8 protein-coding genes and 1 pseudogene are annotated in these 13848 nt (G+C 71.8%); 5 read left to right on the top strand and 4 right to left on the bottom strand.

Annotated features, from left to right (window positions below; all coding sequences use genetic code 11):
* The 4 genes and pseudogenes from BIU95_RS18505 to BIU95_RS03630 form a co-directional block, all read left to right on the top strand.
* Positions 1-390, top strand: a pseudogene (locus tag BIU95_RS18505) (hypothetical protein); the annotation flags it as partial.
* Positions 390-1295, top strand: coding sequence for a hypothetical protein (locus BIU95_RS03640; protein WP_042539900.1), 906 nt, complete (start codon positions 390-392; stop codon positions 1293-1295). The pseudogene BIU95_RS18505 and the gene BIU95_RS03640, both read left to right, overlap by 1 nt.
* Before the next feature lie 4 nt (positions 1296-1299).
* The gene (locus BIU95_RS03635; protein ID WP_052481865.1) at positions 1300-2514 is read left to right on the top strand and encodes a S9 family peptidase; all 1215 of its coding nucleotides are present in this window, start codon (positions 1300-1302) and stop codon (positions 2512-2514) included.
* 8 nt (positions 2515-2522) lie between these two features.
* Entirely contained in the window at positions 2523-2918 is a 396-nt protein-coding gene (locus tag BIU95_RS03630) for a hypothetical protein (protein WP_042539899.1), read from the top strand.
* A gap of 362 nt (positions 2919-3280) precedes the next feature.
* Here the strand turns inward: BIU95_RS03630 and BIU95_RS03625 are convergent, their stop codons facing one another.
* The 3 genes from BIU95_RS03625 to BIU95_RS03615 all read right to left on the bottom strand — a co-directional run bounded on the left by BIU95_RS03625 (position 3281) and on the right by BIU95_RS03615 (position 12265).
* Positions 3281-5071, bottom strand: coding sequence for a sulfite reductase subunit alpha (locus BIU95_RS03625; protein ID WP_056070095.1), 1791 nt, complete (start codon positions 5069-5071; stop codon positions 3281-3283).
* Positions 5068-10638, bottom strand: coding sequence for a glutamate synthase-related protein (locus BIU95_RS03620; RefSeq protein WP_071250450.1), 5571 nt, complete (start codon positions 10636-10638; stop codon positions 5068-5070). The genes BIU95_RS03625 and BIU95_RS03620 overlap by 4 nt, the downstream gene beginning before the upstream one ends.
* 340 nt (positions 10639-10978) lie before the next feature.
* Complete coding sequence (locus BIU95_RS03615; protein ID WP_254783254.1) at positions 10979-12265, bottom strand: glycosyltransferase; 1287 nt, start codon at positions 12263-12265, stop codon at positions 10979-10981.
* A 122-nt stretch (positions 12266-12387) separates the two neighbouring features.
* On the opposite strand from BIU95_RS03615, the gene BIU95_RS03610 reads away from it, so the two are divergent.
* Entirely contained in the window at positions 12388-13206 is an 819-nt protein-coding gene (locus BIU95_RS03610; protein WP_031259005.1) for a LuxR C-terminal-related transcriptional regulator, read from the top strand.
* 39 nt (positions 13207-13245) lie between these two features.
* Here the strand turns inward: BIU95_RS03610 and BIU95_RS03605 are convergent, their stop codons facing one another.
* Positions 13246-13749 (bottom strand): hypothetical protein, encoded by a 504-nt coding sequence (locus BIU95_RS03605; RefSeq protein ID WP_254783252.1) that lies wholly within the window; start codon positions 13747-13749, stop codon positions 13246-13248.
* Between the last annotated feature and the right edge of the window lie 99 nt (positions 13750-13848).

Raw genomic sequence — 13848 nt, 5'->3', positions numbered from 1 at the left:
GTCGTCACCGGCGTCGGCACGATGGTCGGCAAACCCACTCGCGTCGTCGACGTCGACGGTCCGAGCTGGGGGCCGCTCACGGCGCTCGTGTCGCAGTTCGAGCACGAGAACCTGGTGCTCGTGCCCGCCGGGGCGCCGCCGCTCTACCGCATGCACTGCGTGCTGCACGAGCTCGGGCACCTGGTGCACGGCGACGTCGGCACGCCGACCGCGTCGTCCGTCGCCGAGTTCGCCGCCGGGGGCCACGTGTGCCGTCGTGCGCTCGACGCCGACTCGGGGCTCGTGAGCATCTCGGACGACGACGAGCACTTCGCCGAGCGGTTCGCGTACGAACTCGCGACCGTCCTGCTCGCCGGTGCCACGGGCGCGGACGAGCGGGCCTACGGCTGATGGCAGCACTGCACGCCGCAGCCTTCTGGTTCGCGGCGCTGATCTTCCTCGCCCGCACGCCGTACGTGCTGCGGAACCCGCGCGGCCGGGCGGCCTGGGGTGCCACGGGTGTCGGCGCACTCGGGCTCCTGACCCTGGGCAGCGTCGTGCCGCAGACCGTGCTCGACGGCGCACTGGGCGGCTCGAACCTGATCAACCTGGTGCAGAACGTCTGCGCGACCGTGGCGTTCTGGCTGATGCTGCGGGCGAGCACCGACGACCTGCCGGAACGCCCGATGCTGGCGAAGCCGGTGGCGCTGCTCGTCGTGGTCGTGGCGTTCACCGTGCCGTTCCTGCTGGTCGAGGAGCGCGGCGGTACCGACTTCGACTTCATCGTGCACGGGATCGCACAGACGCCGATGTGGTTCTACGCGACCGTCTACATGGTGAGCGTGGGGCTGATCGCCGCGACGACCCTGCGGCGTGGCGTGCTGCAGAACCCGGTGGCGCTCGTGGTGTTCCGCGTCGGGCTGGCCCTGGTGGTCCTGGCGAGCGTCGACGAGGTCGCCTCGCTGACGGCGGACCACTTCGGGGTGTTCCCAGCCGGGGTCCGTGACGGACTGCGTCTGGCCTTCGACCCGCCGTTCTACCTGGGCATCGTGTTGATCGTCGTCGCGATGGCCTCGTTGACGTTCCGGCGGTGGGGGCGTGACCTGCGGCACCGCGGGCACCACCGCCACCTGCGCCGCATCGTGCGCCGGCACGAGGTGCGCGCGGTCGAGCGGCCGGGCGACCCGCAGGCCCGGACTTACGACCTGGTCATCGCGATCCGCGACGCCGAGGTGCAGGGACGGACCCTTGACGATGCCGAGCTCGCCCAGGTGCGGGCGGCGGAACGGACCCTGACCCGGAGCCTCGGAGGATGACGGCGTGACGATCGTGTGGTGGGTGCTCGGTGCGCTCGTGGTGCTGGCGGTGGCGGCGCTGCTCGTCCTGCTCGTGGTGCGGAAGGTCGTCGGACGGATCGTGCTGCCCGGGGGCGACCGCTGGACCCCCGTGCTCGGGTCCGACGCCGACTCCGTCCGGCTGCCGATCACCGACGACACCGTGCGCCCGGGGGAGTACGGCCTGTGGCACGACGGCCCGGGCCACACCACCGTCGGGCCGGTGCTCGAGATCGACGAAGCCGCCGGGTCGGTGCGGCGGGCCGTGGTGCGGACGACCGGCGCGGTGTCGTCGCGGGTGCGGTGGAGTGGGCACGTGCACCCGGACCCGGCGGCGATGGAGGTCGACTGGTCCGAGGTGTCGCTGCCGACGCCGGTGGGGCCGGCACCGGCGTGGGTGGTGCGGCCGGGCCCCGACGGCGCGGCCGACGGCCGTGCGGGAACGGACGGCACCGCCGACGGCGTTGCCGACCGCGTTGCCGACCGCGATGCCGCCCGGACCTGGGCGGTCCACGTCCACGGGATCCGGACGACCCGGGTCACCGCGCTCCGGACCGTCCCCGCGGCGCTCGAGCTCGGCTGGACGTCGATCGTCCCGTCGTTCCGTGGCGACGGCGAGGCCCCGTGGGAAGGCCGGGCCTCGCACCTCGGTGCCCGCGAGTGGGCGGACGTCGAAGCGGCGCTCGACCACGCCGTCGCGAACGGCGCCGAACAGCTCGTCCTGGTCGGCTGGTCGATGGGCGCGACGATCACGCACGAGCTCCTCGCCCGCTCGGCGCACCGCGACCGCCTGGCCGGGATCGTGCTCGTCGCCCCCGCGCTGGACTGGTCGGTGGCGGTCCGGTCACAGGCCCGCCGTGCTGGTCTCCCCGGCATCGTCGTCTCGGCCGCCCTCGGTGCGATGGCGACCCCGGTCATCTGCCGGCTGGTCGGGCTGCGGGAAGCCGTCGACGTCCGGGCCCTCTCCTGGTTGCGCGCACCCCGGGCGTTGCCACCGACCCTGCTCATCCACTCCGCCGGCGACACGACGGTGCCGTTCTCGGCCAGCCAGGAGTTCGCCGAGGCACACCCGGGCACGGTGACGCTGGCGGTCAGCGAACCGGCCGAACACGCGTGGGAGCGCAACGTCGACGCCGTCTGGTTCGACCGGACGATCACGACCTGGGCGTCGAACCTCGCGCACACCGCGGCACAGGAGTAGAAGGAGCCATGGGTCAGCTCATCTACGGCGGGCAACCGCTCGACCTGCGGATCGACGACCGCGCGCTCACACACCTGCAGATCGTCATCGTCAACATGCTCCGGCGCGACCACCGTTTCGCGTTCTCGTGGAAGGACGACGTCATCCACGGCAACGGTCGCAGCACGATCTGGTTGCATCCGAGCGTCAGCCTGCACTTCAAGTTCACGGGGAGCCGGGTGCCGTCGATCAACCGCAGCTGGCTCGAGGACCTCTACGCATCGGCCACGTCGGGGTCCGGGCTCGTGCTGACACCGGAGCCGACGGACACCAGCACGGCCGACGACTCGGCGTGGTCACGTGCCGTCGCACCCGGGGACGCGGACGACGCCTCGAGCACTCCGAGCGGTACCACAACACGCTGATCTGGGTCAACGGGTTCCGGTCAGTCCGTCCGACCCGTACGCTTTCTGTACCGCGGTACAGAGTCGTCCCCCGCACCGGAATCCAGGGATCCGGTGTTGACCTGTCCCGCGGCAGGAGGGGGACCCGAATTGACCGTGACGCACTGCGAGTCCGGCACCGACCAACCATCGGTGCTCTGGGCGAGCGAGCGAGGTGAGTCCCGGATCAGGGGATTCGCCGCTCATGCGACCGGCGCCGTGCGCCGGGACCGCCGCGTCACGGTGCTGGGCTCGCCGATCGGTCTCGACCGACCGGCGCTCCTCCGGGATCGCCCCGGCCATCGGATTCGGGTTCCGTGGCCGGGGCGGTCTCTCCGCTCGCCTCAGTAGACGTCGCGCACGTACCGCTTCGCGCGACGCATGTCGGCCAGGTACGCCTGCGCGTCGTCCTCGTCGCGCCCGCGGCCGGTGCGGATGACCTGCAGCAGCGCGGCCTCGACGTCCTTCGCCATGCGTGAGGCGTCGCCGCACACGTACACGTGGCCGCCGTCCTCGAGCCAGGCGAACAGCTCCGCCGACCGTTCGAGCATCCGGGTCTGCACGTAGACCTTCTCGGCCTGGTCGCGCGAGAACGCCAGGTCGAGGCGGTCCAGCACGCCCTGTTCCTGCAGCTCGGCGAGCTCGTCCTGGTACACGAAGTCGGTGTCCCGGTGCTGGTCGCCGAAGAACAGCCAGTTGCGCCCGGTCGCACCGGACACCGCGCGCTCGTGCAGGAACCCGCGGAACGGCGCGACTCCGGTGCCCGGACCGATCATGATCATCGGCGCCGACTCGTCCGCCGGTACCCCGAACGACGCGTTCGGCTGCAGGTACACGTCGACGGTGCCGTCCGGGTCGACCCGGTCGGCCAGGAACGTCGACGCGACGCCGGCGTACATCCGGTGCGGGTCGCCGTAGCGCACCGACGCGATGGTCAGGTGGATGCGGTCCGGGTGCGCCAGCGGGCTCGACGAGATCGAGTACTGGCGCGCCTGCAGCGGCCGGAGGTTCGGCAACAGCTCGTCGAGTCCGGGGGCAGCCGACCCGGCGTCGCGGAGCAGGTCGAGGACGTCACGTCCCCACAGCCAGCGGTCCAGCTCGTGCTTGTCGCCGTGCGCCACGACGGCTGCGAGCTCGCTCGACGGCGCGCGCTGCACCAGGTCAGCGATGAGGTCCTTCGAGGGCGTCCGGATCTCGCGGTCGGTCCGCAGGACCTCGCTGATCGGACGGCCGTCGAACGCCTCGCCGCCGTTCGCGCCGACCTGCTCGAGCAGGTCCGCCACGAAGACCTCGTCGTTCACCGGCACCACCGCCAGGGCGTCACCGGCCGCGTACTCGATCCCCGAGTCGCCGAGGTCGAACTCGTAGTGCCGGATCTCCTTCGCGCTGCGCGGCGAGGAGAGCAGCCGGTTCTCGACCAGGCGCGACGGGTACGGGTTGCGCTTGTTCCACTGCGACCCCGGCCGGGAGGCACGGCTCGCGCCCGCCCCGCCGGTCGCGGCTGCACCGTCGCCGGTGCCACCGCCCGTGGCAGCGTCGGGTGCAGCCGTCGCGCCGGTCTCGGCGGCCAGGCGGTCGAGGACCGCAGCGGTCCACAGTGCGGCCGCGTCCTCGAAGTCGACGTCGCAGTCCACGCGGTCGTGGACCCGCGTCGCGCCGAGCTGCTCGAAGCGGGTGTCGAGGAGCTTGCCGGCCTGGCAGAACTCGTCGTAGCTCGTGTCACCGAGCCCGAGGACGGCGTACTGCAGCCCCTCGAGCCGCGGCACCGTGCTGGCCTGGATCGCGTCCCAGAACAGGCCGGCGTTGTCGGGCATCTCGCCCTCGCCGTAGGTCGAGGTGACGACGAGCACGTGCGACATCTCGGCGAGCTGCTCGGGCGTGACGGCGTCGAGCGCGCTGGAACGGCCACCGAGCCCGCGGGCCCTTGCGCCGGCGACGAGCTCGTCGGCCAGGAACTCGGCGTTGCCGGTCTGGGTGCCGAAGAGCACGTCGATCGTCGTCGTGGGCGCGCTGGCCGCGACCTTCTTGCCGGCGGCGGCGATGCCCGCGATGAACCCGGCGAGCCAGGACTCTTGGGCGGCGGAGAACGGTGCGTCGACGGGGATCAGCGACCCGGTCGGGGGGAGCAGGCTCACGCGGTCACCGCCTCGGTCGGCGCCTGCGGTGCACGGCGCGCGATGTCCTCGAGCGCCGCGGTCGCGAGCAGCTCGTCGAAGCGTGCCTCGCGGACGCGGCCGTCGTTCAGGGCGTTCTGGTGCATGATCCACCCCGCGGTGCCCGGCGCGTCCATGCTGCGGTTGTTCCGCTGGGTGAGCGCGCGCTTGTAGTCGTCGAGCCGCTTGATCGCGATCAGGGTCGCGAGCTGGTCGTCGGCGAATCGGTCGAGCGTGCCGCGCAGGTACTTCACGACGCGCTGCTTGACGGAGAAGTCCTCGGTGAGCACGAGGTTCTTGACGGCCTCGGCGACCCGCGGGTCGGCGGCACCGGACGCGCCGGGGACGCGCTCGAGGGCGACGTCCTGGGCGACCCCGAGCACGGTGTACGACGACAGCAGCGAGAACATGTCCTCGCCCTGGTCGCCGAGCGCCGGGGCACGGCCGTCGAGCACCGTGCGCTGGTCGCGGTAGTCGAGCTTGAACGCGCGGAGCTTGTCGGTGGCGATCGAGGTCGCGAGCTCGTCGAGGAGCTCCGGCCGGGTCGCCGCCGCCAGGATCTCGCCGGCGTCCTGCGTGAGCAGCAGGGCGCGGGGCATGCCGACGAACACGTGTGCGCGCGCGGTGTCCCACTCGGCGAGCAGCCGCTCGGCCAGGGCCGAACCGGTCGCCTCGAGGTGCCACTCGAGCAGCAGGCGGGCGGCGGCCTCGTGGAACGCACCGCGCTCGGTGTCGGTGACGGGGAACACCAGGAGCGAGTCGGTGCTGGCACGCTCGGCGACCTGGCCGGACGGGTCGTACTGGTACAGGAACCCGCCGGACATGCCGTTGCCGAGGCCCTTGCCGAACGCGCCGAGGTTGAACACGGCACCGCCAGTCATGTACTCGCAGCCGAAGTCGCCGAGGCCCTCGACGACGGCGGTCGCGCCGGAGTTGCGGACGGCGAACCGGTCGCCGGCCTCGCCCTCGACGAAGGTGCGGCCGCCGGTGGCCCCGAAGAGCGCGAAGTTGCCGACCAGCACGTTGCCGCCCTGTTCGGCACTGCCGCCACCGGGGGCACGGACGATGATCCGTCCGCCGCTCTGGCTCTTGCCGACGCCGTCGTTCGCGGTGCCGGTGTGCTCGAGCACGACGCCGTCGTTGTTGAAGACGCCGTAGGACTGCCCGGCTGATCCCTGCGTGCGGATCGTGACCGCGCCGTCCACCAGCCGGCGGCGTCCGCGGTCGTCCGTCGTCACGGCGGGCAGGCCCTGTACGTCCTCGGCGCGGAGCTCGTGGTTGAGCAGGCGCTCGAGGTCGATGCCGAGCTGGCCGCCGACCGACTTGTCGCTGTTGCCGAGCAGGACGCCGTGCACGAGCACGTGCTCCTGCGCGTGGTCGATGAGGGCGGTGCGGACGCGCTCGAACAGGGCGTCGTCGGTGTGGAAGTCCTTCTCCAGGTACTCCGGGTCGGTGACGACCTTCTCGGGCACCTGGGCGAGCAGGGCGCGGGCGTCGAGCCGGCCCACGCTCGCCGGGTGGTCGAGGAGCTGCAGCAGGTCGGTCCGGCCGCGGGCCTCGCGCAGGGAGCGCAGGCCGAGCCGGGCCAGGATCTGCCGCACGTCGTGGGCGATGTTGAGCAGGTACTGCGCGAGCGCGCGGGGGTCGCCCTCGAACGCCTCGGCGTTCGTGGTCAGGCCCGCCGGGCACTTCACGTTGCAGTTCTTCGCCATCACGCAGCCGAGCATCATGAGCGCGGTCGTGCCGAACTCGAAGCTGTCACCGCCGAGCAGGGCGCTGGTGACGACGTCGCTGCCGGTCTGGTGCGCACCCGAGCAGCGGAGCGTGACCTTCTGGCGCAGGCCGTTCGCGACCAGGGCCTGGTGCACCTCGGCCACGCCGATCTCCGCGGAGCGGCCGGCGTACTTCAGGCTCGTGACGGCCGCGGCCCCGGTGCCGCCGGTGTTGCCCGCGACGTTGATCACGTCGGCGCCGGCCTTCGCGACACCGACCGCGATGGTGCCGATGCCCTCGGACGAGACGAGCTTCACGATCACCCGGACGCGGGCGGCCTTGCAGTCGTGGATGAGCTGCGCGAGGTCCTCGATCGAGTACGTGTCGTGGTGCGGCGGCGGCGAGATCAGCTCGACGCCGGGCGTGCCCCCACGGGCCGCGGCGATGTCCACCGTGACCTTGGGTGCGGGCAGCTGGCCACCCTCGCCGGGCTTCGCACCCTGGCCGATCTTGATCTCGAGCTCCTCGAGCATGGGGTCGGCGAGGTAGCCGGCCCAGATGCCGAACCGGCCCGAGGCGAACTGCTTGATGCGCGAGCCGCGGATGGTGCCGTAGCGGGAGTGGTGCTCGCCGCCCTCACCGCTGTTCGACATGCCGCCGACCATGTTCGTGCCGTGCGCGACGGCCTCGTGGGCGGTGGCGACGAGCGCGCCGTGGCTCATCGCGCCGGACGCCAGGGTCCGGGTGATCTCGTGGGCCGGCTGCACCTCGTCGAGCTCGACGCTCGCCGGGGCGCTCTGCAGCAGCGCGAGCAGCGCGACGGCCGCACCGGTGGCGCGGAGCGTCACCTGGGTGTCGTCGACGGCGTCGACGTCGATCTGCCCCGGGTGGAGCAACGCGAGGCCGTCTGCCAGGGCTGTGTGGCGCAGTGCACCCGTGGTCCCCGTCGACGTGAGCTCCAGGCGGAACCGCTCCGTTCCTCCAGGCAGGTCCTGGTCGTCCGACGGACGCGAGCCGGAGAGCCCGCGCACGGTGACGCTGGCGTTGCCGCTCGTCGAGAAACGACCGAGCTCGCGCGCGAAGTCCTCGGCCGTGTCGATGCCCGTGACGTCCGCGGGCAGGGCGAGCACGTCGCGGAGCGCGGCGGGGCGGCGGGACCGCTCGTCGTGCGTGGTCTGCAGGAACGTGACGTAGCCCGGCGTGATGCGGTGCGCGTCGATCTCGGCCTCGCTGAGGCGGTCGTACCCGGTGTTCCGGTACGCGGCGTCGGTGATGCCGAACGAGTCGTCGAGCTGGCGGAGCGTGAGCAGCCGCAGCGCGTCCGAGTCGCCGGAGCGCTCGAAGGCCGGGCGCTCCTCGGTCATGCCGCCGAACCCGCGGACGCTCGCGACGCCGAACGAGTGGCCGGCGCCGTCGGAGCGTTCCTTGAACAGGCCGAGGAGCGGGACCTGACCCTCGGACGCCACCGAACGGGCACGCTCGTGCCAGTCCGTCGCCGCCTGGGCGATGCGCACGAAGCCGACGCCGCCGACCGGGGCCTGCATGTGCGGGAAGACCCGTGCGAGCACGTCGTCGCCGGTGTCGAGGTAGTTCGGCTCGAAGAACTCGCCGCCGATGTAGCTCTCGGCGGTGCACAGGCCGACGCGGCCCATGGTCTTCGCCAGGGCCTTCTCGGCGGCCTTGCGGAACTGCTTGAGTGCCAGGTCGGTCGCGGTCAGCTCACCGGCGGGTGCGGGCGCGGCGGGGTACTTCTCCTCCGCACGCAGCCGTGCGCTCAAGCTGTACACAGCGGCGGCACCGAAGCCGAGCGCGGTCGCGACGTGGTGTGACGATGGCAGCTGACCGCTCTCCGCGACGACGGACACCCGCAGGCGCAGACCGGTCTCGATGAGTCGCTGGTTGACGGCCGCCACGGCCAGGATCACGGGAAGGGGCGCATGGGTCGACGACACCTCGCGGTCGGTTACGACCGCGATCCCACCACCACGCGACGCGAACGCCTCGATCGCGTCGCACAGGGCGTCCAGTGCGCCGCGCATCGCGTCGGCGTTCGCCTGCTCGTCGGCGGGCACCGGCACGTAGAGCATGTCGAAGCGCTCGAGCGGCACGATGTCCTGGTCACGCAGCCGCACCATGTCCAGGTGCCCCAGGATCGGCGACTGCACGACGAGCTGCCGGCCTGTTGTGCCGGTGCCGTCCGGCTTGGCGCCGAGTGCGACGCGCATCGACATGCCGTCGGCTTCGCGGATCGAGTCGAGCGGCGGGTTCGTCACCTGGGCGAAGCGCTGCGAGAAGTACTTCGCCATGCCGCCCTCGGTGTCGCTCAGGGCGTTGATCGCGTTGCCGTAGCCCATCGCCGAGATGCGCTCCGACCCGTTCTGCAGCATCGGGTCGAGCATGAACCGGAAGCTCTCCTGGTTCAGCGAGTACGCGACGTACCGGCCCGCGAGCGACAGGTCGCCGTCGTAGCCCAGGGTGTTCCTGGTGCGCTCGTAGGCGGGCGCGGGCAGGTCGTCCAGGTTCACGCGGGCCGCGTCGAGCAGGGTGCCGTAGTCACGGCGGGCCGCGAGCATGCGCAGCACCTCGCCGGTGCGCATGCGGGATCCGGTGCGGTGGTCGACGACGAGCATGCCGCCGGCCTCGATGCGGCCGCGGTGCACGACCTCGTCGGCGGCGAACTCGACCTGGCCCGCCTCGGACGACACCATCAGGTACTCGGCCGTCTCGACGGTGCGCAGCGGGCGCAGGCCCAGGCGGTCCAACCGGGCACCGACGACGTCGCCGTCGCTGAAGATCACGGCCGCGGGGCCGTCGTTCTTCTCCTCGTACAGCGAGAAGTACTCGAGCATGTCCCGGACGTCGGAGGTCAGGGTGCGGTCGTTCTCCCACGCCGGGGGCATGAGCGAGACGACGGCCTCGACGATCTCGAGCCCGTCGTCGAACACACGGCTCTGCAGGGTCTGGTCGAGCCGGCTCGAGTCCGACTGCCCGGGCGGACGCACGATGCTCCGGGTGCGCGCACGCGCGAGCGCCTCGTCCGACAGCCGGTTCTTCCGGTCGGTGTTCAGCTCGCCGTTGTGCGCCATCAGGCGGAACGGCTGCGCCATCGTCGGGTGCGGCTCGGTGTTCGTCGAGAACCGGGTGTGGAAGTACAGCGTCCGCACCGAGTGCCGGGGGTCACGCAGGTCGGTGAAGTACCCGATCACCTCGCCGGAGTTCAGCCGGCCCTTCAGGATCTGGGTCCGGGCGCTGAGTGACAGCGGGTACAGGGCGGCGTGCTCGGCACGCTCGGCGGCGGCCTGGGCGTAGGACACGGCCTCGATGGCGAGCAGGGCACGGTTCGCGGCGGCGTCGACCTCGGTGCGGTCCCAGTCGGACGGTGCACGGAAGACCCACTGCACGATCGGCAGCTGGTACTGCTCGGCCTCGGGGCGCGCGACCGAGTGGTCGACCGGGACGTCACGGACCAGCAGCAGCTCGAAGCCCTCGGCCGCGATGGCGTCCGAGACCGTCTGCTGGGCCCGGGTGCGCTCGTCGGCGCCGTCCGCGCCGGTGCCACTCGGCACGAAGCAGTTCGCGACGCCGAAGTGCCCGGCGCGCAGCTGCTGGCCGGTGATGGCGCTGAAGAACTCCACCGACAGGTCGATGCTGACGCCCGCGCCGTCACCGACACCCTCGGCGGACTTGCCGCCGCGGTGCGGGATGGAGCACAGCGCTTCGTCGCCCTTGCGGATGACGTCGTGGCTCGGCGTCCCGTCGAGACGGGTGATGAAACCGACGCCGCAATCGCTCGATTCGCGGGCAGGGTCGTAGAGACCGAAGGGTGTGGGGTTCACGTGCGGGTCCAGTGGGGCGTTGCCGGCAGCGGACGGCGCGGGCTGCATCGATGGAGCGCTCGCCGCGGGCAGACCGATGGTGGCAGTCGGGCCCTGTGGGGTGGTGGTGCGGTAGGGCGATGCTACGGCTTGGTATACCGACCGTGCAACACGGGTGGTCCGGGCGTGTGACGGGGTCGCACCGTGCGGGTCTGTTCGGCTGGTGCGAGGTTGCACGCTCGGTGCGAGTTCGTAGCGCTGCACGGAGCGTGCAACCTCGCACGGGATGGCCGACGCCGCACGGTGCGGCGTGCCGCGGGCGCCGTGCAACCTCGCACCGGGTGGGTGACCCGGCACGGTGTCAGGCCGCTCGCTCACCGGTCCGGTCGCTCACCGCGATCGGCTCCGTGACCGCCGTGCTCGCGTCGGCGGCGGGGGTCGTCCCGGGGCGGACGAGCTCCGGGTGACGGCGGCCGGTGCGGAACACCCACGCCTTGAAGAGCACGAAGCGCACGCACGTCGCGAACAGGTTCGCGGCCGTCAGCACGAGGATCTCCGTGCCGTGCGAGGCTCCCGGCGTCGTGCTGTGCAGCACCACGAGCGACCCCGACGTGATCGCCCAGGCGACGCCGAAGACCACCAGCCCCTGCACGTGGTGTCGCCCGGCTCCGGCGCGGCCCCGCACGCCGAACGTGAACCGCCGGTTGAGGGCGGTGTTGCCGATCGCCGTCAGCAGCAGGGCCAGGAAGTCCGCGGTCTGCGCTCCGATCGCCGGCCGGAACAGCGCGTAGAGCACGGCGAACGCCACCGTGGAGAGCACCCCGATCGCCCCGAACCGCAGCAGCTGCCCGAGGAACCCGACGTGCGGTGGGGTGAAGGGGCGGCGGCCGATCGCCTCGTACACGGCGCCGATGGGAACCCGACCCGTGGCGATGCCCCGCGAGACGCGCCACATGCCCTTCAGGTCCGCGGTCGCGGTCGACGCGATGTGCACCGACGAGTTGACGTCGTCGACCCAGTCCACCGGGACCTCGTGGATGCGCAGTCCGGCGTGCTCGGCCAGCACCAGCATCTCGGTGTCGAAGAACCACGCGTCGTCCTCGCAGAGCGGCAGCAGGTGGTCGGCCGCGCGCTTGGTGACGGCCTTGAAGCCGCACTGCGCGTCGGAGAACGACACCCCCATCGTGGACCGGAGCAACAGGTTGTACGAGCGGGAGATGAACTCGCGCTTGCTGCCCCGCACCACCCGCGACGAATCCGCCAGCCGCGTCCCGATCGCCAGGTCCGAGTGCCCGGAGAGCAGCGGCGCGACGAGCGGCTCGAGGGCCGCCAGATCCGTCGACAGGTCCTCGTCGACGTACACGAGCACCGTCGCCGGGGACGCGGCCCACACGGCCTTGAGCGCACGACCCCGGCCCTTCTCGGGCAGGTGGACCGCGTGCACGCCGGGGAGCATCGCCGCGAGGTCGTCGGCGATCCGCTCGGTGTCATCGGTCGAGGCGTTGTCCGCGATCGTGATGCGCCACGAGTGGTGCAACGACGTCCGGCAGAACGTGTGCAGCCGCCGCACGTGGGCGGCGAGTGTGTCCTGCTCGTCGTAGCAGGGGACGACGATGTCGATGTCGAGGGGCTGGTCGGTCTCCGTCATGCCGCTCATGCTCGGGAGCCCGGCTACGGGGGCCGGAGCAGGGCCCTGTGTCCGGGGTAAGAACGAACACCACGTGAACGCAGCGGACACGACACCTGTTGTCCGGATACGTTCGACGCACGATGACGACCGAGCGCGACGACGCACGACGGACGGCCGTGCTGCTCCCGGGGGAGCGGCTGGGTCTGGCGCTCGACGAGCGGTGCCCCGAGTTCACCGAGCTGCTGCTCGCGCCACCGTTGCACGGCATCCGTCCGGACGGACACGACTGGCTCCGGCGGCGCTACGAGCAGATCGTCCCGCTCGTGCTCCCTGCAGCGCTGCGGGCGGTCGAGCACGGTGAGCCGCTCGACCCCGACTGCCTCGTCCGGCTGCGCGAGGTCGCCGCCGCCAGTGCCGGTGATCCGCACGTCGACGTGTCGGTCGTGCTCCGCGGCGCCCTGCCCGCCATCCGCGTCTTCGCGCTCGTCATGCACACGGCCACCCGCGAGCACGCGACGACGATCGACCACGCGGGGCGGACGATGCTCGCGATGAGCCGGGCGTCGCTCGTGGCGCACGAGCTCGGCTCCTGCTGGGCCGAGGCTTGGGCGCAGCAGCGTGGCGGTCCGTCAGAGGACGCCGCGGCACCGCTCGGCACCGACGACATCGACCTGGTGGCGTCCGCGCCCGGCCTGGACGAGACCGAGGAACGGATGCTCGCGCTCGCCGCCAGCGGGCTCTCGAACGACGCCATCGCCAAGGAGACCGCCTACAGCCGGCAGGCCGTCGCCTGGCACCTCGGGCGGCTCATGAAGTCGTGGAAGGCGCCGAACCGGACGGCGCTGGTGTCGGTCGCCTTCGTCCGGGGCTGGATCCGGTCGCGGCGCCAGCTCGGCCTGGCGGCGGGGACCCGGCCGTTGGGGATCGAAGCACCGCCGGCGCACGACGACGCCCCCTGAGACCGGGGTCCCAGGGGGCGTCGTCCGCCGGAGCCGGAGTCAGCCGCCGTTGACGTGGATGACGTTGTCGATGCGCTCGATGTTGCCGAACACACCCCAGTTCAGCCAGCCGCCGTCACCGTTGTTGGTGACCTTGCCGGGGCCCTTGAACCAGTAGATGACGTAGTTGCCGCCCTTGATGTCGATCGACTGGGCATCGGCGACGTCGCCCTCGACGGTGATGTCCTGGTTCTTGTTGACCACCGCGACGGTGAGGCGGTCGGGGTTGCCGACGTTCCAGTACCCGACGTCGAGTGCCGCCTGCACGGCACCGCCGCGGTCGCTCTGGTCGTTGACGGCGTCCTTGATCGCGTTGACGATCGCGACCGGGTCGAGGTTGACGTTGACGCTGCCCCCGACGGACGACGAGGTGCTGGGCGCGGGCTCGGCGGCCTGCGCAGGGGCTGCGACGAACGCCCCGGCGATGACGGCGCCACCGAGGGCGGTGCCGGCGAGGAGCTTCACGGACTTGCGCTTGAACGAGTTCATGATCGTGTTTCCCATCTCTGCAGTGGTGACCCGTTCGGGTCGTCTTGCTCGGACAAGACCCAGCCTGCGGGCGCTCCGCCACGGATGCACGCGATCGGGTTCGACGTTGGTCGA

The sequence above is a fragment of the Curtobacterium sp. MCBA15_007 genome, assembly GCF_001864905.1.
Taxonomy (GTDB): domain Bacteria; phylum Actinomycetota; class Actinomycetes; order Actinomycetales; family Microbacteriaceae; genus Curtobacterium; species Curtobacterium poinsettiae.
This window is presented reverse-complemented; position numbering and strand designations above follow the sequence as displayed.

What these genes read in the sequence shown, in the direction of transcription:
- BIU95_RS03640 (WP_042539900.1), top strand. Translation starts at nt 390, where the DNA reads ATGGCAGCACTGCACGCCGCAGCCTTCTGGTTCGCGGCGCTGATCTTC.
- BIU95_RS03630 (WP_042539899.1), top strand. Translation starts at nt 2,523, where the DNA reads ATGGGTCAGCTCATCTACGGCGGGCAACCGCTCGACCTGCGGATCGAC.
- BIU95_RS03615 (WP_254783254.1), bottom strand. Translation starts at nt 12,265, where the DNA reads ATGACGGAGACCGACCAGCCCCTCGACATCGACATCGTCGTCCCCTGC.
- BIU95_RS03610 (WP_031259005.1), top strand. Translation starts at nt 12,388, where the DNA reads ATGACGACCGAGCGCGACGACGCACGACGGACGGCCGTGCTGCTCCCG.
- BIU95_RS03605 (WP_254783252.1), bottom strand. Translation starts at nt 13,749, where the DNA reads ATGGGAAACACGATCATGAACTCGTTCAAGCGCAAGTCCGTGAAGCTC.